Annotated in this window: 18 protein-coding genes; 10 read left to right on the forward strand and 8 right to left on the reverse strand. The window is 72.3% G+C overall.

The features are described from left to right. Positions 1–25 precede the first annotated feature (25 nt). Genes ACFWY5_RS44755 through ACFWY5_RS44765 form a run of 3 tightly spaced genes read left to right on the forward strand, consistent with a single transcriptional unit; the run spans position 26 to position 2,972 of the window. A complete protein-coding gene (locus tag ACFWY5_RS44755) occupies positions 26–637 on the forward strand; it encodes a TetR/AcrR family transcriptional regulator (RefSeq protein ID WP_379620164.1) in 612 nt (203 codons plus the stop codon). Between the two features lie 27 nt (positions 638–664). After that, a complete protein-coding gene (locus tag ACFWY5_RS44760; protein WP_379638492.1) occupies positions 665–2,083 on the forward strand; it encodes an MFS transporter in 1,419 nt (472 codons plus the stop codon). Positions 2,084–2,123: 40 nt separating this feature from the next. Continuing rightward, positions 2,124–2,972, forward strand: a complete 849-nt coding sequence (locus ACFWY5_RS44765) for a M55 family metallopeptidase (protein ID WP_379638493.1) — start codon at positions 2,124–2,126, stop codon at positions 2,970–2,972. On the opposite strand, the gene ACFWY5_RS44770 is transcribed toward ACFWY5_RS44765, so the two are convergent. From ACFWY5_RS44770 to ACFWY5_RS44800, 7 genes are all read right to left on the reverse strand, one after another. Then, complete coding sequence (locus tag ACFWY5_RS44770) at positions 2,938–3,783, reverse strand: ABC transporter ATP-binding protein (protein WP_379638494.1); 846 nt, start codon at positions 3,781–3,783, stop codon at positions 2,938–2,940. The two genes, ACFWY5_RS44765 and ACFWY5_RS44770, sit on opposite strands and share 35 nt — an antisense overlap. 38 nt (positions 3,784–3,821) lie before the next feature. Then, on the reverse strand, positions 3,822–4,841 hold the full coding sequence (locus ACFWY5_RS44775; protein WP_379638495.1) for a FecCD family ABC transporter permease: 1,020 nt from the start codon (positions 4,839–4,841) through the stop codon (positions 3,822–3,824). 31 nt (positions 4,842–4,872) lie between these two features. Continuing rightward, positions 4,873–5,877 carry a FecCD family ABC transporter permease gene (locus ACFWY5_RS44780; RefSeq protein WP_379620174.1) on the reverse strand — a complete coding sequence of 335 codons (1,005 nt, stop codon included), beginning with the start codon at positions 5,875–5,877 and terminating at the stop codon, positions 4,873–4,875. Beyond that, the gene (locus tag ACFWY5_RS44785; RefSeq protein WP_379638496.1) at positions 5,874–6,866 is read right to left on the reverse strand and encodes an ABC transporter substrate-binding protein; all 993 of its coding nucleotides are present in this window, start codon (positions 6,864–6,866) and stop codon (positions 5,874–5,876) included. The genes ACFWY5_RS44780 and ACFWY5_RS44785 overlap by 4 nt, the downstream gene beginning before the upstream one ends. Positions 6,867–6,891: 25 nt before the next feature. Further along, entirely contained in the window at positions 6,892–7,713 is an 822-nt protein-coding gene (locus ACFWY5_RS44790) for a siderophore-interacting protein (RefSeq protein WP_379638497.1), read from the reverse strand. A 105-nt stretch (positions 7,714–7,818) separates the two neighbouring features. Then, positions 7,819–9,672 (reverse strand): trypsin-like peptidase domain-containing protein, encoded by a 1,854-nt coding sequence (locus ACFWY5_RS44795; protein WP_379620180.1) that lies wholly within the window; start codon positions 9,670–9,672, stop codon positions 7,819–7,821. Between the two features lie 103 nt (positions 9,673–9,775). Then, a complete protein-coding gene (locus tag ACFWY5_RS44800; RefSeq protein ID WP_379638498.1) occupies positions 9,776–11,002 on the reverse strand; it encodes a C39 family peptidase in 1,227 nt (408 codons plus the stop codon). Positions 11,003–11,219: 217 nt separating this feature from the next. Here ACFWY5_RS44800 and ACFWY5_RS44805 point away from each other — a divergent pair, with 217 nt between their 5' ends. From ACFWY5_RS44805 to ACFWY5_RS44835, 7 genes are read left to right on the forward strand one after another with little or no spacing between them, the layout of a single operon-like run. Then, positions 11,220–12,818 (forward strand): amidohydrolase, encoded by a 1,599-nt coding sequence (locus ACFWY5_RS44805; RefSeq protein WP_379638499.1) that lies wholly within the window; start codon positions 11,220–11,222, stop codon positions 12,816–12,818. Between the two features lie 15 nt (positions 12,819–12,833). Further along, the gene (locus ACFWY5_RS44810) at positions 12,834–14,339 is read left to right on the forward strand and encodes an ABC transporter substrate-binding protein (protein ID WP_379620186.1); all 1,506 of its coding nucleotides are present in this window, start codon (positions 12,834–12,836) and stop codon (positions 14,337–14,339) included. After that, positions 14,332–15,273, forward strand: coding sequence for an ABC transporter permease (locus ACFWY5_RS44815; protein WP_379638500.1), 942 nt, complete (start codon positions 14,332–14,334; stop codon positions 15,271–15,273). The genes ACFWY5_RS44810 and ACFWY5_RS44815 overlap by 8 nt, the downstream gene beginning before the upstream one ends. Further along, positions 15,270–16,925 (forward strand): dipeptide/oligopeptide/nickel ABC transporter permease/ATP-binding protein, encoded by a 1,656-nt coding sequence (locus tag ACFWY5_RS44820; protein WP_379638501.1) that lies wholly within the window; start codon positions 15,270–15,272, stop codon positions 16,923–16,925. Before ACFWY5_RS44815 ends, ACFWY5_RS44820 begins: the two co-directional genes overlap by 4 nt. Continuing rightward, entirely contained in the window at positions 16,918–17,760 is an 843-nt protein-coding gene (locus tag ACFWY5_RS44825; protein WP_379620192.1) for an ATP-binding cassette domain-containing protein, read from the forward strand. Before ACFWY5_RS44820 ends, ACFWY5_RS44825 begins: the two co-directional genes overlap by 8 nt. Beyond that, positions 17,757–19,064: an amidohydrolase family protein gene (locus ACFWY5_RS44830; protein ID WP_379620194.1), complete on the forward strand. Its 1,308-nt coding sequence runs from the start codon at positions 17,757–17,759 to the stop codon at positions 19,062–19,064. The genes ACFWY5_RS44825 and ACFWY5_RS44830 overlap by 4 nt, the downstream gene beginning before the upstream one ends. Continuing rightward, positions 19,064–19,966 (forward strand): amidohydrolase family protein, encoded by a 903-nt coding sequence (locus ACFWY5_RS44835; protein WP_379638502.1) that lies wholly within the window; start codon positions 19,064–19,066, stop codon positions 19,964–19,966. The genes ACFWY5_RS44830 and ACFWY5_RS44835 overlap by 1 nt, the downstream gene beginning before the upstream one ends. A gap of 7 nt (positions 19,967–19,973) precedes the next feature. Here the strand turns inward: ACFWY5_RS44835 and ACFWY5_RS44840 are convergent. Continuing rightward, on the reverse strand, positions 19,974–20,159 hold a 186-nt coding region (locus ACFWY5_RS44840), incomplete at its 5' end, for a hypothetical protein (protein ID WP_379638503.1).

Below are 20,159 nucleotides of genomic sequence, written 5' to 3' on the forward strand. Positions count from 1 at the left end.
ACTCGACTCCGGGAGACCCGACACCATGCGACTGACCAGGGCGGAAAGCAAGGCCGCGAACAAGCGCGCGCTGATCGACGCCGCACGGGAGGTCGTCGGCAGGGACGGAGCGCGGGCGAAGCTGGAGGAGATCGCGCAGCTCGCCGGGCTCACGACCGGCGCCGTCTACTCGCTGTTCGGCGGGAAGGACGGGCTGATGGTCGCGATGATCGACGACTACACCGGCCCGCTCGACCGGCGGCCGGTCGAGCGGATCCCGCCCGACCGCCCGCTCCAGGACGTCGTGGACGCCATCGCCCGCCAGTTCTGGCGGATGTCGGCCGACCCGGAGGCCGCCGGACTGCTGCTGTTCGAGGTCCGCGTGCTGGAGCTCGTGCTGAACGACGCGAACCTGCTGGCCAAGCTCAACACCGCGGTCAACACCTCCGAGGCCGACCTGGTACGCCACCTCGCCGGCCGCGAGCACGACGGCGTACCGGTCACCGGCGAGCAGGCCGTACGCCTGGCCCGCGCGCTCAAGGCGCTGCTGTCCGGGCTCGGTCAGGCCGTCATCCTCGGCGTCCACGACAGCTCGGAGGAGTTCTTCGCCGACGCCGCGCGCTCCCTGGTCACCGCCAGGGTGCTCGGCCCGGCATAGCCAGGCCACCCCCCGAAAGGCAGGACCATGTCCAGATCCGGCTTCGGCGTCATCGGCCCTCCGGTGCTGTTCATCGGCATCTTCCAACTGCTGGAGACGATGCTCTCGCCCGCGCTCCCGCTCATCCAGAGGGAGCTGTCCGCCTCGCCAGGCGAGATCGCGTGGATCTTCACCGGCGGGCTGATCAGCTCGGCGATCAGCACGCCGATCTCCGGCCGCCTGGCCGACATGTACGACAAGCGGACCGTCCTGCTCATCCTGATGGCGATCACCAGCGCCGGCGCCCTCATCTCGGGCCTGGCGCCCAACGTGCAGGTGCTGATCGCCGGCCAGGCCGTGCAGGGCGTCTGGCTGGGCGTGCTGCCGCTGACCGTCGGGCTGTTCCGCGACACCCTCGCACCCGAGCAGGGCGCCACCGGCAACGGCCTGGTCATCGGCGCGGCCGCGCTCGCCAGCGCGACCGGACTGATCCTGTCCGGGCCGCTCATCGCCGCGCTCGGTTACCGGAGCCTGTTCTTCCTCACCCTGGGCGGCGCTCTGGTGGCCGCGCTCTGGGCCTGGATCGCCGTGCCCGCCACGGCCCGCGGCGCCCGCGGCCGCGTCGACTGGACGGGCGGGCTGCTGCTCGGCGGCGGGATCGCCCTGCTCATGCTGGGCCTGACCACCTCGTCGAGCCGGGGCTGGACCGATCCCGCCGCGCTCACCCTGTTCGCCGGCGCGGCCCTGACGCTGGCGCTGTGGGCGTACGCCGGGCTGCGCAGCCGGGAACCGCTCGTGGACCTGCGCCTGCTGGCCGGGCGCTCCTCCGCCGGAGTGACCGCGATGGGATTCGTGTTCGGCTTCGCCTCCTTCGGGCTGCTGGTCGCGCTGCCGATGATGCTGTCGCTGCCCGCGAGCACCGGGTACGGCATGGGCGCCGGCACCCTGGGGATCGGGCTCTACATGTTCCCGCTGGGCGTCGCGGGCACCGTGATCGCGCCGCTGGTCGGGCCCATGACGCGGGTGCTCGGGCGGCGTACCGTGCTGGTGCTCGGCGCCGTCCTGGTCTCCGTGGGCACCGCCATGCTCGCCTTCTGGCACGGCTCACCGTGGGAGATCGTCGCCGGCGTGACCGTCACCGGCCTGGGCGGCGGCATCGGGCTCACCGCGGCGCTCAACGTCGTGGCCGCCGACGTGCCCGGGGAACGGGCGGCCGGCGTCAGCGGCGTGGTCTTCGTCGCCAAGAGCATCGGCGGCACCTTCGGGGCGCAGGTGGGCGCCATGGTGCTGGCCGGCGGCAGCGTGGCGGGGATACCCGCCGAGAGCGGCTTCGTGTCCACCTATCTGCTGTCCGCGCTGCTCGGGCTGCTCGCCGTGGGCGCCGCGTTCGTGATCCCCAGCGCTGTGCGGAACGCCGAAGCCGCGCGCGAAGGTTCGGCCAACGCGCCAAAGCCCGCCGCCTTCTAGGGTGACACGCTGCCACAGCGGCCAACGAAAGGAGCAGTCAGTGCGGGTCTACATCTCCATCGACATGGAGGGCATTTCCGGCATCGCGACCATGGACCAGATCGTCCGCGGCGGCCACGGTTATCCCCGCTCGCAGCGCCTGATGACCGCCGAGGCCAACGCCGCCATCGAGGGCGCGTTCGAGGCGGGCGCCGACAGCGTCCTGATCAACGACAGCCACGGCACCATGGACAACCTGCTGCACGAGGAGCTCGACCCCCGCGCCCGGCTGATCTTCGGCACGCCCAAGCTGGACTGCATGGCCGAGGGCATCTCGGCCGAGCACGACGTGGCCATGTTCCTCGGCTACCACGCCGCCGCCGGCTCGCCCGGCGTGCTCTCCCACACCTACTCCTCACACTTCTACGAGGTGCGGCTCAACGGCAGCCTGGTCTCGGAGGCCGAGGTCAACGCGCTGCAGGCGGCCGCGGTCGGCGTCCCGATCGGGTTGCTCACCGGTGACGACGTCATCTGCGGCGTCGCGGAGAAGGCCTTTCCCGGCGTACGCACCGTCGCGGTCAAGGTGGCCCACGGGCACACCGCGGCCGACAGCCTCTCCCCGTCGGAGGCCAGGCGGCAGATCCGGGAGGCGGCGGCGGCGACCGTACGCGGAGCGGCAGACCTGGCGCCGCTCCGCATGCCCGACGTGCTGGAGCTGGAGATCGACATGCCGAGCACCCCCGCGGCGGAGCTGGGCGCGCTGATCCCGGGCATACGCAGGATCGCCGACAAGACGCTCGCCGGCTCCTTCACCACGCCCGCCGAACTGCTCGGCTGCGTGAGCGTCTGCTACCACCTCGCCGCCGACGCGATGATCAGCCGGATGGCCCTGTTCGGCCGTCGAGCGTAGGCACGACCATCGGCGTGCCGGTCACCGGGTCCGGCACGACGACGGCGGGCAGGTCGAAGACGTCCTTGATCAGCGCGGCGTCCACCACGTCGGCCGCCGCGCCCTCGGCGACGATCCGCCCGTCCTTCATCGCGATCAGATGGTCGGCGAACCGGCACGCCTGGTTGATGTCGTGCAGCACGGCGACGACCGTGCGCCCCTCGTCCCGCAGCCGCGACAGCAGCCCCAGCAGCCGGTACTGGTGCGCGATGTCCAGGAACGAGGTCGGCTCGTCGAGCAGCAGGTACGGCGTGCGCTGCGCGAGCACCATGGCCACCCACACCCGCTGCCGCTGCCCGCCCGACAACTCGTTCACCGGCCGGTCGGCCAGGCCGTCCACGCCCGCGGTCGTCATGGCCTCGCTGACCGCGCTCTCGTCCTCCGCCGACCACAGCGACAACATCGGCTGGTGAGGGAAGCGCCCGCGCCCGATGAGCTGCCTGACCCTGATGTCCTCCGGCGCCAGCGGATCCTGGGGCAGGAACCCGAGCGAGCGCGCGAGCGCCTTGGCCGCGTAGGACCCGACGTCCCGCTCGTCGAGCAGCACGTTCCCCTCGGCCGGGCGCAGCAGCCGCACAAGGGCCCGCAGCAGCGTCGACTTCCCGCACGCGTTGGCGCCCACGATCGCGGTGAACGCGCCGTCGGGGACGTCCAGGCTCAACCGGGTCGAGACCACCCGGTCGGCGTAGCGCAGCTCCAGATCCTGGGCCCGCAGCCGCACCTCGGCCACGTCCGCCCCACCTCCGTGGCCGGCACGCAGACCAGAGGTCACGTCCGCCTCACCTCCATGCCCGGCATTCAGATCAGAGGTCACGTCCGCCTCACTTCCTTGGCCAGCAGCCAGATCAGGTAGCAGCCGCCGATCGCGGTGGTGACGACACCGACCGGCAGGGATTCCGGGGCCAGCAGCATCTGCGCGGCCAGGTCGGCGCCCTGCAGCAGGACCGCGCCGGTGAGCGCGGCCGGCAGGAGCGGAACCCCGGCCGCTCCCGCCAGCCGGCGCCCGATCTGGGGAGCGGCCAGCGCGATGAACACGATCGGCCCGGCCACCGAGGTGACCGTCGCGGTGCACCCGACGCCGACCAGCACCATGAGCAGCCGCAACCGGCCCAGCCCGACGCCGGTGGCGCTCGCGACCGCCTCGCCCAGCGCCGCCTGGTGCATCGTGTGCGACCAGGCCGCCATCAGGGCCAGCAGTACCGCGATGATCGCGAAGGGAACCGGCAGGTCCGCCCAGTCGACGCCGTTCAGTGAACCGGCGTTCCAGCCCACGGCCGCGATCGCGACCTCCAGTTCGGCGCGCAGCACGATCCACGAGTTGAAGGCGGTCACGATCGCGCTGACCGCGATCCCGATCACGACCAGGCGCAGCCCCGACAGCCCGCCGCCCGAGGACAACAGGTAGATCATCGCGGCCACGACCAGCCCGCCGATCACCGAGCTCGTCGCGAGCACGACGGAGCCGCCGGAGAACACGGTGAGCGCGACCAGCGCGCCGGTGTACGCGCCGGCGTCGAGACCGATCACGTCGGGGCTGCCCATGGGGTTGCGGGTGAGGTTCTGGAAGATCGCCCCGGCCACGCCGAGCGCGAGGCCGAAGACCATGCCGGCCAGCACCCGGGGCAGCCGCCAGTCCCTGATCACCACCACGGACTCGCCCTGCCCGCCGAGCGCGGCCAGCACCTCGCCGGGCGTCGCCCACGAGGCCCCGTAGCACAGGCCGAGCAGCCCGGCCCCGAGCATCATGGCGGCCAGCGCCGCCGACAGCACCAGCGTCCGCCGCTCGACCCGGACCGCCCGCCCGGCCGCCCGCAGCACGACGACACTCACAGCGCCCCCACCCCAAAGCGCAGCACGACGTTCACAGCGTCCCCGCCCCGTAGCGCCGCACGGCCCAGATGAGCACCGGGCCGCCGAGGAACGCGGTCACGATCGCCACCGGCACCTCTCCCGTCGGCAGCAGCACCCGCGAGCCCATGTCGGAGACCAGCAGCAGGATCGGCCCGAGCACCGCCGAGTACGCGGTCAGCCACGGGACCGAACCTCTGGCCAGCGGCCGAACCACATGCGGCACGATCAGGCCGACGAACAGGATCGGCCCGGCCGCGGCGGTGGCCGCCCCGGCCAGCACGGTGATGCACAGGAGTGCGGCCAGCCGTACCCGGGTGACGCTCGCGCCCAGAGTGCGCGCGACCGTCTCGCCGAGCGCGACCGCGTTGAGCGGACGGCTGAGCAGCAGCGCCCCGGCGACGGCGAGGACGATCAGCACCAGCGTGAGCGCGAACGGGTCCTTCTCGCGCCCGGCCAGCGAGCCGATCGACCAGAACCGGAAGCGGTCGAAGACGTCGGGCAGCATCAGCCGCAGCCCCAGCGACAGCCCGGCCAGCACCGCGCTCAGCGCAACGCCGGTGAGCACGAGGCGCAGCGGCGACGCGCGCCCCACCGAGTACACCAGCACCGCGGCCAGCGCCGCGCCGCCGCCGGACAGCACGAGCTCCGAGGTGGGCGTGGTGGCCAGGCCGAGCGCGGCGCCCATGGTCATCGCGAAGCCGGCCCCGGCGGTGACGCCGAGGACGCCCGGCTCGGCGAGCGGGTTGCGCGACAGCGTCTGGATGAGCACGCCCGCCACCGCCAGGGCGGCGCCGACGCCCACGCCGAGCAGCGCGCGCGGCAGCCGGACGTCGCGCACGATCGAGTGGTCGGGCGACCCGTCGAAGGCGAACAGCGCACGCACCACCTCGGCGGGCGCGACGGCGTGGGCGCCGATGCCGACGCTGACGACGGCGGCCAGCGCGAGCAGGGCCACCCCGGCGACGAGCACCGCGCCGCGCCCGGTGATCGTCCCGGCGCGTGCGGCGAGCGTCATCGCCCGGCCAGCGGCGCCAGCGACTTGTCGAGCGCGTCCAGGGTGAGCAGCGCCTGGCCGTAGGTGGCGGCCTCGGTGTAGCGGATCGCGAAGGCCTTGCCGGCCTTCACCGCGGGCAGCTTCTTCCACAGCTCGGAGTCGAGCACGTACTTGACGGCCTGCAGCGGCGCGCCGTCCGGGCCGACCGAGTAGGTGACCGCGTCGGCCTCGGCGAGCGCCGTGGGCAGTTCCTCGATCGAGGGGTACTCGCTCACGTCCTTGCTGCCGCCGCCCTTCACCTTCACCTGGCCGTAGTAGGCGGCGCCGATGTCGTTGGCGATGTTGGTGCCCCACGACTTGTCGAACTCGCGCTGGAAGGTGCCCTTCCCGACCTCCCCGTACGCGCCGACGTGGGCGAGCTTCAGCCCCGGCAGGACCTTCTCGTACTTCTTCCTGAGCTCGGCGGCCTTGGCCTCGTAGGTCGTCTTGGCGGTGTCGAAGCCCTCCAGCGCGCCCGCGGCGTCGGCCTGGCGCTGCGACAGTTCGCGCCACGCCGAGGGAACCGTCGGTCCGATCGCCACGACGGGCGCGATCGACTGCAGGCGCTTGAGGTCGATGTCGGCCAGCACCGGCGTCGGCACGCCGATGACGATGAGGTCGGGCTTGGCGTTGGCGATCGCCTCGTAATTGGTCTCGGCCGCGGTGTCCCCGGCGACCTTCGGCAGCTTGTCGTAGGCGGCGCGGGTCTTGGCGTCCATGAGCGGCACGCCGCGCTTCCACGTCGAGATCCCGGTCAGCGGCGCCCCAGCCTCGATCAGCACGGGTACGGCATAGCCGGTCGCGACCACGCGCTTGGGGTCGGCGGGAATGGTGATGTCGCCGTTGGCGGCCTTGAAGACGCGGGTGGCGGTCTTGGCGGCGGGCGGCTGGCTCCCGGTGTTCGACGCGCAGCCCGCGGTGGCCACGGCGAGTGCGAGCATGACGGAGCCGAGCGTGCGGCCAGTAGACATGGGTGTTTCCTTAACGTGGGGTGGATCAGTGGTCGTCGTAGTCGGCGGCGCCGCGTTTCCAGTAGCCTGTGATGTCCTGGTCGTCGGCGCCGAGCTCGAGGTGGTCGCGGACCCAGCGGCGCAGCGGCTTCAGCGCGTCGGCCTCGCCCGCCATCCAGGCGAAGATCCGCTCGCCCTCGGGCACCGCCACCTCCTGCACGGCCCGCGCGAGGTCGCCGTTGCGCAGCCAGCGGACTTCGACGCCCGCGGGCGCGGTCAGCTCGATCTCCTCGCCGGCGTCGGCGACCTCGATGAAGGCCCATCCGGCGGCGGTGCGCGGCAGTTCCTCCAGCCACCGGGCGATCGCGGGCAGCGCGGTGAGGTCGCCGGCCAGCAGGTACCGGTCGTAGGAGTGGGGCACGATCAGCCCGCCGGGCGGGCCGGCGACGTGGGCGCTCGCGCCGGGGGCGGCGTTGCGTGCCCAGTCGGCGGCGACGCCCTTGCCGTGCAGGGCGAAGTCGAGGTCGAGTTCGCCGGCCACCGGGTCGTAGCGGCGCACCGTGTACTTGCGGGTGGTGGGGAACGGGCGCGGCCAGCTCAGCATGAGCCCGTCGGGCTCGGGCAGGCGCAGGGAGCCGTCGGTCTCGGGGAAGATCAGGCGTACGTGCTCGTCGGGGGAGTGGGCCTCGAACCCGGCCAGGCCGGGGCCGCCCAGGGTCACCCGGATCAGCCCGCTGCCGACCATGGCGGTGCGCAGGACCTCGACCTCGCGGATCCGGATCGGGTAGGCCACCTTGCGGGCGATCGTCCCCGCTCTGACCTCCGCGATGCGCTCCAGGTACCGCTCACGGTCATCGATCCGCTTCACGAGTTCCGTCCCTTCTGGGTGATTTAGGCAAGGCTAACCTAATCACATGGAAGAGAGGAGCCGCGCCCGGGGGCAGGCCGGGCGCGGCCGGTCGAGCGGGATCGGTCAGGGAGCGTCGTAGCCGAGGGAGTAGGCGCCGGCGCCGCTGTAGGCGTGGACGCGGTAGCGGTAGTACCCGGCGGTGCCGGTGTACGTGAGCGTCTCGTCCGGGCCCGAGGTGGCGCCCTGGGCGACGGCGGCCCAGCTGGAGCCGTTCCACTTCTGCAGGTACAGGTCGTAGTCGGTGCCCGCGGGACCGTCCAGGCAGGCGCGGTGCGGGCCGGTGGTCGTCGTCTGGAAGTACTGTCCGTCAGGCTGGTACTGGCTGGCGCCGCTGGTCAGCGACCCGGTCTTGTTCGTCTCGTAGCCGGGACACCCCGTCGGCGGAGCGCCGCCGAGTGTCAGGGTGAACGTCGACGAGCGGGTCACCGAGGCGCCCGTGCCCACGACGGTGATCGTGTAGCTGCCCGTCGACGCCTGCGCGGTGGTGGAGAGCGTCAGCGTCGAGGACGCGCCGGCCTGGATGACCGAGGGCGAGAACGACGCGGTGACGCCCGCCGGCTGGCCGGAGGCCGCGAGCGTGATCTGCTGCGCGCTGCCGCCGGTCACCGCGCTGGACACGGTCGAGGTGGCGGTCTGTCCCGGCTGGATGGTGGCCGAGGACGGGGAGAGGGCCAGCGAGAAGTCGTTGCCACCGGTGGGCGGGTTGTTGTCGATCATGCCGGAGATCTCGTTGTAGACCTCGGTGATCCTGGTGCCCCAGTTGGGGCAGCCGCCCAGGTGATGCAGGGCGATCACCTTGTGGCTGGAGGCGGCCAGCACCGGCGAGCCGGAGTTGCCGCCCGAGGTGTCGCAGCGGTAGCCGGTGTTGACGCCGGAGGACACCACGTCGATCTTGCAGGTGGCGCCGCCCTGGGTCTCCTCGAACAACGACAGCCGCTTGGGCCGCGCGTCGCCGTGGCCGGGGATGTAGATCCGCTCACCGGCGACCGGCGGGCGCGGGTCGAGGTACAGCGTGCCGAACTGCTGCACGGCGGCGAAGTCGGCGACGCTGAACAGGGTGTAGTCGAGGGCGTTGAGCCCGCTGGTCTTGAGGAACTGCCCGCCGGCCACCTTGGTGCCGGCCCGCGGGTCGTTGCCGCCGCAGGTCGCGCACTGGTAGTCGAACTGGAACTCGCTGGCGGCCAGGTCGGCGGCGTTCTCCATGCAGTGGTTGTTGGTCAGCATGCGGTTGGTGTTGCCGACCCGCCACGCGGTGCAGTGGCCCAGGCCGTCGAGGAGCTGGCGGGCGACCGCGTTGCCCCTGGCGTACTCGGTGGGGTGGCTGTCGCGGTAGCAGACGACGTCGCGTCGGGCGTCGGTGCCGCAGACCGAGAAGCTCTTGGGGGTGCGCGCCGCGGCTTCGTCTCCGGTGAAGCCGCGGTAGTAGCGGTTGATCACGGCGCCGTAGCCCAGCCCGGCGAGCCGGGCGGCCGAGCGCCGGCCGGTGGTGTGCAGGGTGATCACGGCCGTGTCGCCGTCGACGGACAGGGCGGCGAAGCCCGGCGTGCCGTGGACGGTGTGGCCGGAGCCACGGACGTTGGCGCCGAGCGCCGGGTCGCCGTAGTAGGTGTGGACCTCACGGCGGTCGGGGCCGGCGACGGTGACGTAGTCGCCGGGGACGAGCTTGAGCGCGGCGAAATGGACCTTGATGTAGCTGGATCCCGGTCGCCGGATCTGGGTCGTGCGCTCCGCCGCGCCGTAGCGCAGCTTGAGGTCGGCAGCGTGCTGCTCGCCGGCGGGGGTGACCGGGTCCGCCTGCTGCTGGGCCGGTGGTGGGGTGGTCGCTGACTGCTGCTGGGGTACGGCTGCCGCGGCCGGAGCGGCCGTCGCGAGGATCGCGGCTAAGGCCACGATCGCAGTCCAGGGCTTGTGACTCATGCCAATGACACCTCCGCCTGGGGGGAAGACGGTTGGCCGAGGCTAACCCCGCATGTGCTACGTACCGGTATCCGTCATCGGTACTGAACCTGCGTCCGGCCGGTCACCAGTTGGCGGGCAGGCCTGGGGTGCGGGCGGGCAGGCGGTGGCCGGGCGGGCGGATCACGTAGACGATACCGGCGCTGCTGGAGCTGCGCAGCCAGACGTTCTCGAAGGCGGCACGGGGGTAGACCCGGCGCGCGTCGTCGTTCGTCGGCGCGTTGGCCGGGTCGTTGACGATCACGTCGCCGGTCCGGGTGAAGCCGATGACGACGAACAGGTGACCGTCGGTCCCGTACCCGGCGCCGGGCAGCTCTTCCTTCTTGAACGACTGCGAGGTGATCACCGGAATCCCGGCCTTGATGAACCGCTCAAGCTCCGTCAGCGACCGCAGCCGGGTGACGAACCCGTCGAGCCCGTACCGCCCCGCGTAGGCGGTGTTGAACGGCCAGTTCCCCGCCCCCTCGTAGTCCAGGTCGTAGACGTAGCGGGCGGCGTAGTCGACCTCGGGGCTCGGGTCGCTCGGATCGACCCAGGCCAGGTCGGCGGCGCTCGGCCCCTTGCGCCAGTAGCCCAGCACCATCGCGGTCGAGGTGGGGCTGCACCACGCCTGGCCGCCGCCGTCCCACTCGGGGTAGTGGCCGAGGTGGATGCCCTGCGAGCGCCGTGGCACCTTGAGCTCGGTGCCCCACGCCCCGCCGCCGGGGCTGACGGGCACGCTCGCCCGGTACGGCACCGCCGACGCCATCGCCCCCAGGGTCCGCACGACGGGCCCGCCCGCCTGGCCGGGTCTGCGGTGCAGCGTGACCCGGAGCTGGTAGGAGTCGACCGGCCGGCCCTTCGCGGCGGCGAACGTGTCGACGTTGACGGTGCCGTCCGCGTCGGCCTGGCCGGGTACGGAGGTGCGGCGGATGTCGGCGTCGCCGTAGGCCCAGCGGCCGAGGACGTACCACTTGGTGTCGGGTGACGTGCCGCGCAGCTCGATCTGGATCCAGGTGCCCGCCGGGGTGCCGGCGGTCCAGGAGCCGATCAGCTCGGTGGCGCCGAATCCGACCCGGGTGTCGCGGCTGGTCCAGCGGGCGTACTCCCAGCTCGCGCCGCCGTACTCGATCACGCCGGCGGGTGCGGCGAAGGTCAGGGTGGCGCCGGTGGCGACGCCCTCGGAGGTGCCCGCGCGCAGGGCCGCCCGCTGGTAGACCACCGGGGGAGGTTGCGCGCCCGCGGCCGCGTGGAGCGGCGCGGGGATCGCGGTCAGGAGCAGGGTCGCCAGCAGTACGGCCAGCTTGCGCATCGGGCCTCACCTCGAGCGGAAGATAACACCGCAAATACCGCGTTCGCCTCGGATGAGTTACGTATGCGGCCACGATTGCGCAATCGATTTCGCTGAAGAAACGCACTGTCGGAAGGGGGTGCTAGTCAGATTTTCGGCCACTTTAGAGCAAACGATTGACATCCTCTCGCTTCACATGGACACTCAGCCGCAACGTCGGTGTGAAGGGACCTCCGAGTTGGCTACTTCGGACCTGCTGTTGATGAACGCCCTGGTGACCACGCTCGCCGAGGACGGAAGGACGCCCGCCGAGGCCTCCGCCGTGCTCATCAGGGACGGACGCGTGACATACGTCGGAGAGGACGCGGTCGCCAGAACGATGGCCGGCCCCGCGGTCCCCGTGATCGACGCCGGGCGGCGCAGGGTGGTGCCCGGCCTCATCGACGGGCACACTCACTTCGTCCGCGCCGGACTGACCTGGAACGACGAGGTCCAGTGGGGCCGCGAGCCCACCCTCGCCGGAGCCCTGGAACGGATCGCCGAGGCCGCAGCGGACCGCCCGCCCGGCACCTGGATCAAGGTCATCGGCGGCTGGCATCCCGAGCAGTTCGCCGAGCGCAGGGCGCCCACGCGCGAGGAGCTGGACCGCGCCGCCCCCGGCCATCCGGTCTTCGTCCAGCTCGGCTACTCGTGGGGCCTGCTCAGCACCGCCGCCCTGCGCGCGGTGGACCTGGGCAAGGCCGCCGCCGAGGGCCTCGACGCCGGCGCCGTCGACCCGGCCGGCGTGCTGCGCGGCATGGCGGCGATGCGCTGGCTGTACTGGCAGCTGCCCGTACCCACGCCGGAGGAGCAGGTGGCCTCCACGGCCGCCGCCTCCCTCGCCTTCAGCGCCGCCGGGATCACCGGGCTCATCGACGGCGGCGGCGCCAACACCGGCCCCGACGTGTACGCCGCCCTCTACGAGACCTGGCGGCGCGGGCTGCTCACCGTCCGGGTGCGCACGACCGTGCACGCCTCGCGCCCGTACGCCGAGCCGGAGGAACTGCCCGGCTACCTGCGCTTTCTCGCGCCAGGCCTCGGCGACGACATGCTCAGGGTCCTCGGCATGGGCGAGATCATCCACTACAACGTGCACGACGGCTTCTCCCGCAGCCCCGACCTGTCGGAAGGCTCGCTCGAAGCCCTGTACGCGACCTTCACCGACTGCGCCCGCCGCCGCTGGCCGGTCCAGATCCACGCCATCAGGGCCGACACCATCGAGGCGATCGTGGGCCTGTGGGAGCGGCTGGACGCCGAGATCCCGCTGGCGCCGCTGCGCTGGGCGATCGTGCACGGCGAGGGCATGAGCCGGGCGACGGTCGGGCGGGTGGCCAGGCTCGGCGTCGGCGTGCTCGTCCCGGCCATGCTCAGGTTCGAGGGCGCCGAGCTGATCGAGGCGTGGGGCGAGGAGGCGGTGCTCCAGGCGCCGCCGTTGCGGGCCCTGCTCGACGCGGGCGTGCCGGTCGGCGGGGGCACCGACGCGATGCGGGTGGCCTCCTACCGCCCCTTCACCGCCATGCACTGGTACGTCTCCGGCCGCGAGATCGGCGGAAAGCGGATCAGGGCCGCGGACAACCTGCTCACCCGTGCCGAGGCGCTGCGCATCTGCACCGGTGGCAGCGCCTGGTTCAGCTTCGAGGAGCACCAGCGCGGACGGCTGGAGCCCGGCCTGCGCGGCGATCTGGTGGTGCTCGACCAGGACTACTTCACCGTGCCGGAGGACGAGATCCCCGGAATCGGCGCCGAGCTGACCGTGGTCGGCGGCGTCCCCGTCTGGGCCGGTCCCGCGTTCCGTTAGAGAAGGAGAGCCGTCATGTCCTACCGCAAGCTCGTCGCGGCGGCACTCGTGGCCGCGGCGATCACCGCGTGCTCGGCCCAGAACACCGGCCCGTCCACCGCTCCCGCCGCGGCGGCCGGAGGAACGCTCAGGTTCGGCGTGGGCTTCACGCTCGACGACTGGGAGCCGTTCAACAAGCCGAACAACACCTACGTCTCCGCCGTCTTCGAGCAGCTCGTCGAGCAGGCGCCGGACGGCATCGAACTGCTGCCCAGGCTCGCGACCTCATGGAAGGCGACGGGCGGGCAGGTGGAGTTCACGCTCAGGACCGGTGTCGTCTTCCATGACGGCACGCCGTTCGACGCGCGGGCCGTCAAGGTCAACCTGGAGCGGATCCGCGACAGCATGACCGAGTTCGCGACGATCATGAAGCCGGTCGAGGAGATCCTCACCCCCGACGCCTCGCACGTGGTGCTCAAGCTGAAGCGCCCCGCCCCGGCGCTGCCCGCGCAACTGGCCAGGACGGGCGGCTACATGCTGAGCCCCAAGACCATCAAGGACGGCACGTTCAAGACCCAGCCCGCCGGAACCGGTCCGTGGAAGTACAACGCCGCCCAGTCGATCCGCGACTCCAAGGTCGTGCTCGACTTCTTCGACAAGTACTACGAGCCGGACAAGGTCGGCCCGCGCCGCCTGGAGATCCACACGATCGCCGACGACGACAGCGGCTACAACGCGCTGGTCACCGGCCAGGTCGACGTGGTCTCCGTGGCCGCGCAGTACAAGAAGCGCGCCGAGACCCAGGGCCTGAAGTCGCTGTGGTACCCCGGCCTGCGCTACCACTTCCTGTTCTTCGACCGCAAGGACACCTTCGCCGACCCCCGCGTACGGCAGGCCGTCTGTCACTCCCTGGACACCAAGGCCCTGCTCGACGGCCAGTTCGAGGGCCTGGGCGAGAGCTACCCGCAACGCTTCAGCGAGGGCCAGCCCGGCTACAACCCGCAGGTACGCGGCTACACCCGTGACGTGACCAAGGCCCGCGCCCTGCTGGCCGAGAGCGGCAAGAAGGACGTGAGCTTCACCTTCCCCGTCTTCCCCGGCACCGAACTGCTGGGCGAGCTGGTCCGCAGCCAGCTGGCCGAGTCCGGGATCACGGTCAAGGTGGAGAAGATGTCGATCCCGCAGTACTTCTCCACCTTCGACCGGTACCCCGCGGCGTACAACACCAGCAACAGCGAGAGCACCGGCCCGCTCGACTACTACTCCTACCGGTTCGCCCCGGACGGCGGCGGCAACCCGTACAAGACCGGCTCCCCGGAGCTGGAGAAGCTGGCCGAGCAGGCGCTGGCCGGCGGCACGGACGCCGAGCGGGAGGACCTGTACCGGCGGATGACCCAGATCATCCACGACCAGGCACTCGACTGCGGCTTCTTCAGCCGCCCGATCACCTTCATCTGGGATCCGCGCAAGGTGGACAACATCGTGCCGACCCGGTTCGAGCCGTCGGTCTTCCGCTACAAGGAAGCCCGCATCCATGCGTAAGCTCATCCTCTCCCGGCTGCTCGCCCTGCCGCCGATGCTGCTGCTGGTGTCGGTCGTGGTGTTCCTGCTGACCCGGGTCGGGGTCGACCCGACCCGGCAGATGCTGGGCGAAGGGGCGAGCGAGGCGCAGCGGGCGCTGCTGCGCCACCAGCTGGGCTACGACCGGCCGCTGGTGGTGCAGTTCGGGTCGTGGCTGGGCCAGGTGTTCAGGGGCGATCTCGGGACCTCGTTCTTCACCCAGCAGCCCATCGTGTCCAGCCTCGCCGAGCGGCTGCCGGTCACGCTGGCGATGGTGGCCGGCGGCACGCTGCTGGCGATCGCCGTCGGCGTGCCCGCGGGTGTCTGGGGCGCCCTGCGGGCGGGCTCGGCGATCGACCGGCTGATCACCGCGGTCACCTCCGCCGGGCTGGCCATGCCCGGGTTCTGGCTGGCGCTGCTGCTCATGCTCTTCTTCGCGGTGGAACTGCGCTGGTTCCCGGTGCTCGGGTTCACCCGGTTCGCCGACGGGCCCGGCATGTGGGCGTACGGGCTGGTGCTGCCGTGCGTGGCGCTGGGACTGCACTCGGCCGCGGTGATCGCCCGGCAGACCAGGGGCGCCATGGCCGAGACGCTGCGCGCGCCGTACGTGCGGGCGCTGCGCGCGGTCGGCACGCCGCGCCGCAGGATCGTCTACCGCTACGCGTTGCGCAACTCCATGGTGCCGATCCTGACCGCGGTGGGACACGAGGTCGTCGTGCTGCTCGCGGTCAGCTTCGTGGTCGAGCGGGTCTTCGCCATCCCCGGCACGGGCACGCTGATCCTGGACGCGGTGGTGCGCAACGACGTGCCCGTGCTGCAGGGCGGGATCGTGCTGGTCGCCTGCCTCGTGGTGCTGATCAACCTGGCCGTCGACATCGGCTACGGGCTGCTCGACCCGAAGGCGAGGCCGCAGTGAGCGCCGTCTCCCGGCTGCTCAGGCAGCCCGCCACGTTCGTCTGCCTGGCGTTTCTGCTGCTCCTGGTCCTGGCCGCGGTGGCCGCGCCGTGGCTGGCGCCGTACGACCCGTCGGCCGTGAACGTGACGGGCAGGCTGGAAGGGCCGGGCGCCGCGCACTGGCTGGGCACCGACGAGCTGGGCCGCGACCAGCTCTCGCGGCTCATCTACGGCACCAGGATCGCGCTGCGCGCCTCGGTGCAGGCGGTGGGCCTGGCCCTCCTGCTCGGCGTGCCCGCCGGGCTGGTCATCGGCTACTTCGGCGGCTGGTGGGACCGGGTGGCCATGCGCGTGGTGGACGCCGTCAGCTCCATCCCGGCGCTGCTGCTGGCGTTCGGCGTCATCGCGCTGCTCGGGCGCGGCCTCACCAACGCGATGCTGGGCGTCAGCGTCATCTTCGCCATCCAGCTGCTCCGGCTGACCCGCGGGATGGTGCTGGCCGAGCGCGAGCTGCCGTACGTGGACGCGGCCCGCGTGCTCGGGCTGTCCGCCCCGCGCGTCATGTTCGGCCAGATCCTGCCCAACGTGGCCGGGCCGCTGATCGTGCAGTCCTCCATCTACCTCGGCTTCGCGCAGCTCTTCGAGGCCATGCTCAGCTTCCTCGGGCTCGGCGTGGACGTGGGCGACGCCTCGTGGGGGCAGATGCTGGACCGCTCGCGGGCCTACGTGGGCGACCAGCCGTGGCTGCCGGTCTTCCCCGGCCTCGCCATCATGCTCACGGTGCTGGCGTTCAACCTGATCGGGGACGGCCTGCGCGAGGCCATGAGCGGGGCGCGGGCACCGGCGCCCTCCTGGAAGCCGCCGCCGGTCCGGCTCGTGCCCGCCGAATCCACGCGGGCGCTGCTCTCGGTGCGCTCGCTGAGCGTCGCCTTCCCCGGACCGGTCACCGTGGTCGAGGACGTGAGCTTCGACATCGCGGAAGGCGAGGTCTTCGGCCTCGTCGGCGAGTCTGGCTCGGGCAAGACGATGACCGCGCTCGCGCTGGCCGGCCTCCTGCCGCCGCCCGGCGCGGTGACCGAAGGCAGCGTACGGGTGGCCGGACGCGAGCTGCTCGGCCTGCCCGACAACGAGCTCGCCACCCTGCGCGGCCCGGAGATCGGCATGATCTTCCAAGACCCGCAGTCCGCGCTGTCACCGGTGCACACCATCGGCAGGCAGCTCATCGAGCCGCTGCGTACCCACGAGGGCCTGTCCCGCCGGGCCGCCCTGGACCGGGCCGCCGAGCTGCTCACCCTGGTCGGCGTGCCGGACGCCCGGCGCAGGCTCGGCGACCACCCCCACCAGTTCTCCGGCGGCATGGCCCAGCGCGTGGTCATCGCCAGGGCGCTGGCCGCGGGCCCCAGGCTGCTCATCGCCGACGAGCCCACCACGGCGCTCGACGTGACCGTGCAGTGCCAGGTGCTCGACCTGCTGCTCGACCTGCGCGAACGCTTCGGCATGACGATCTTGCTCATCACCCACGACCTGGGCGTGGTGGCCGACGTGTGCGACCGGGTCGCGGTCATGCGCGCGGGCAGGATCGTGGAGCAGGCGCCGGTCGGCGGACTGTTCACCGCGCCGGAACACCCCTACACCGCCGCCCTGCTGGCCGCCTCCGGAGGTGCCCATGCCTGACCGGCCGCTCCTGCGGGTGGAGAACCTGCGGGTGAGCTACGAGACGGGCCGCACCCTGTGGAAGGCCCGCCGCTTCGACGCGGTGAAGGACGTCAGCTTCTCCGTCGCGGCCGGGGAGACGTTCGGACTGGTCGGCGAGTCGGGCAGCGGCAAGAGCACCACGGGAAGGGCGGTGCTCAGGCTGGTGCGCCCGGCCGCCGGGACGATCGAGTTCGACGGCCACGACCTGGGCGCGTTCGGCGCGCGTACGCCCCGCTGGTACCGGCAGGCCGTCCAGGTCGTCTTCCAGGACCCGCTCGCCTCCCTCAACCCCCGGCATCCGGTGGCCAAGACGCTGACGCTGGCCCTGCGCGCGGGCAACGACGGCGGCACCGGCGGCGTGGACGAACTCCTCGACCAGGTCGGGCTGGCCCGCGAGCTCGGCGGACGCTACCCGGCCGAGCTGTCCGGCGGACAGCGCCAGCGGGTGGCGATCGCGCGGGCGCTGGCCGTACGGCCCCGCCTGGTCATCTGCGACGAGGCCGTCAGCGCCCTCGACGTCTCCACCCAGAGCCAGATCATCGAACTGCTGCTCAAGCTGCAGCGCGAACTCTCGCTGAGCCTGCTGTTCATCTCCCACGACCTGGCGGTGGTCCGGCGGATCAGCCACCAGGTCGGCGTGATGCACCTGGGCAGCCTGGTCGAGCAGGGCGGCGCGGAAGAGGTCTACCGGCGGCCCCGCCACCCGTACACCCGCATGTTGCTGGACTCGGCGCCGGTGCCCGACCCCGTCGTCCAGCGGGAGCGGCGCGCCCGCAGGCGCGCGCCGCGCGAACTCACGGAAGAGGAAGCATGACGATCCTGATCAGGGGCGGACACCTGCTGACCATGGACGACGCCATCGGCGACGTGCCCGGCGGCGACCTGCTCATCGACGGCACGGCCATCGTCTCCGCGGGGCCGGCCGACCCCGCCGCGCGGGCGGAGGAGGTGATCGACGCGACCGGGATGATCGTGCTGCCCGGCTTCGTGGACACCCACATCCACCTGTGGCAGACGGTGCTGCGCGGGCTGGCCTCGGAGCTGTGGCACGGCGAGTACTTCACCTCGGTGCTGCCCTACCGCTCCAGGTTCCGCCCGGAGGACGTCTACGCGGGCGGCTTCGCCGGAGGCAGGGAACTGCTCGGCAACGGGGTCACCACCGCGCTCGACTTCTGCCACTGCATCGCGACGCCGCGGCACTCCGACATGGCCGTGGCCGGGCTGATCGACTCCGGCATCCGGGGCGTGCACGGCTACAGCCTGCGCGACAAGCCGCCCGGCCACTTCACCTCGCACGACCAGCGGCTCGCGGACGCCGTACGGGTGCAGGAAGGGCTGGGGCACGACCGGGTCTCGCTCATGCTGGCGCTCAGCGACCTGGAGACCGTGGACCTGGCGACCAGCGCCAAGGAGGTGGCGTTCGCCCGTGAGCGGGGGCTGGGGATGACGATCCACTCCAACTACGCGGGGCAGATCACCGCGATGCACGAGGCGGGGCTGCTCGGCCCCGACCTCGTGCCGGTGCACGGCAACGTCGTCACCGACGAGGAGATCAGGATGCTGGCCGACGCCGACGCCACGCTGTCCTCCACCCCGGCGGTCGAGATCGGCCTCGGCTCCTCGTTCTCGATCGTGCGCAGGGCCGTCAAGCTCGGGCTGCGGGTCGGCTGGGGCTGCGACATCGTCACCTACACCGACGCCGACCTGCTCGGCCAGATGCGCCTCGGCTATCAGCTCACCTGCTACCTCGACAGCGAGGAGGAACGCTCGCAGGGCCGCGACGGGCGCCGCCGTCCCGGCATCCCGACGCTGACCGCGCGCGAGGTGCTGCGCATGGCCACCGTGAACGGCGCGCGGGCCCTCGGCCTGTCCGCCCGGATCGGCAGCCTGACCCCAGGCAAGGAGGCCGACGTCATCCTGGTGAAGGGCGGCTCGCTGGCCGACCCGGCCGCCCACGTTCTCATGCAGTGCAACGGACGGGACGTGGACACCGTGCTGGTGGCGGGCGAGGTGCGCAAGCGGGCCGGGCGGCACGTCGGGCTCGACCCGGAGCGGCCCGGCGTGCTCGTCGACGCCGCCCGCGCGCACGTGCTCGCCGAGTTCCCCAGCCACGACTGATGCGCGTCGACTTCCACGCCCACCTGTGGACCGACGACTACCTCGACCTGCTCGACTCCTACGGCCGCGCCGCCACGGCGGTCCAGCGCGGCATGGGAGCCGGCACGTCCCGGTCCGAGATGGCCGCGCGCCTCTCGCTCATGGACGCGGCCGGCATCGGACTGCAGGTGCTGTCGGCGACCCCGCAGGCGGCCGACTTCGCCGATCCGGCCCACGCGCTGGCCGCCGCCCGCCACGTCAACGACCTGTACGCCAAGACCGTGCGGCGGTGGCCGGACCGCTTCGCCATGCTGGCCGCCCTCCCGCTCCCGCACGCCGGCCTGGCCGCGGCCGAGCTGGAGCGGGCCATGGACGAGCTGGGCGCGGTCGGCGTCGCGATCAACTCCGCCGCGCTCGGGCACGCCTCGCTCCTTCCCGTGTACGCCGAGCTCGACCGGCGCGGCGCCGTCCTGTTCGTGCACCCGGCGGGGGAGTTCGCGGCCGACCCCAGGCTGCGGTGGGCGGTCGGCGCGCCGGTCGAGGACACGGTGGCGGCCATGCGGCTCATCGCCGACGGCGTCCCGCTCCGTCATCCGGGGATGCGCATCGTCGTCCCGCACCTCGGCGGGGCGCTGGCGATGCTGGCCGAGCGGGCCGACCACCAGATGTCCGGGCTGCCGGAGCCGCCCAGCGTCACGGCCCGCCGGATGTTCTACGACACCGTCTCCCACGGCCACGTGCCGGCCCTGCGCGCGGCTGCGCAGACGTTCGGCGCCGACCGCCTGGTCCTGGGGACGGACTTCCCGTTCCTGAAGGGGGAACTGTTCACCGGCGCGGTCTCCTATCTGGCGGAGGGGCTGGACGCGCAGGAGGTGGAGCAGGTCACCCGGCGGACGCCGTCGAGCTTGCTGACACGCGGCTGAGCCTGACTCAGTCCGTGGTCAGGGCGGCCAGGAACGCGGTGCCGCCCCGCACACCGTCGGCCGCGAGCGCGAGCGCGGCGCGCTGCTGCCCTGACCTCCTAGATCGCTGATGTGAAATTCGGGTTAGTGGTCGTAGGCGGTCAGGGACCGTTTTACGGGTGCGCCGGTGTTCCAGTTGTGCCAGATGGCGGCG

It is taken from the genome of Nonomuraea sp. NPDC059007 (genome assembly GCF_042740555.1).
In the GTDB taxonomy this organism is placed as follows: domain Bacteria; phylum Actinomycetota; class Actinomycetes; order Streptosporangiales; family Streptosporangiaceae; genus Nonomuraea.

Bases quoted from the DNA above. Each gene is read 5' to 3' on its own strand.
- ACFWY5_RS44755 (WP_379620164.1), top strand. From the start codon at position 26: ATGCGACTGACCAGGGCGGAAAGCAAGGCCGCGAACAAGCGCGCGCTG.
- ACFWY5_RS44760 (WP_379638492.1), top strand. From the start codon at position 665: ATGTCCAGATCCGGCTTCGGCGTCATCGGCCCTCCGGTGCTGTTCATC.
- ACFWY5_RS44780 (WP_379620174.1), bottom strand. From the start codon at position 5,877: ATGACGCTCGCCGCACGCGCCGGGACGATCACCGGGCGCGGCGCGGTG.
- ACFWY5_RS44785 (WP_379638496.1), bottom strand. From the start codon at position 6,866: ATGTCTACTGGCCGCACGCTCGGCTCCGTCATGCTCGCACTCGCCGTG.
- ACFWY5_RS44795 (WP_379620180.1), bottom strand. From the start codon at position 9,672: ATGAGTCACAAGCCCTGGACTGCGATCGTGGCCTTAGCCGCGATCCTC.
- ACFWY5_RS44800 (WP_379638498.1), bottom strand. From the start codon at position 11,002: ATGCGCAAGCTGGCCGTACTGCTGGCGACCCTGCTCCTGACCGCGATC.
- ACFWY5_RS44810 (WP_379620186.1), top strand. From the start codon at position 12,834: ATGTCCTACCGCAAGCTCGTCGCGGCGGCACTCGTGGCCGCGGCGATC.
- ACFWY5_RS44815 (WP_379638500.1), top strand. From the start codon at position 14,332: ATGCGTAAGCTCATCCTCTCCCGGCTGCTCGCCCTGCCGCCGATGCTG.
- ACFWY5_RS44825 (WP_379620192.1), top strand. From the start codon at position 16,918: ATGCCTGACCGGCCGCTCCTGCGGGTGGAGAACCTGCGGGTGAGCTAC.
- ACFWY5_RS44830 (WP_379620194.1), top strand. From the start codon at position 17,757: ATGACGATCCTGATCAGGGGCGGACACCTGCTGACCATGGACGACGCC.
- ACFWY5_RS44835 (WP_379638502.1), top strand. From the start codon at position 19,064: ATGCGCGTCGACTTCCACGCCCACCTGTGGACCGACGACTACCTCGAC.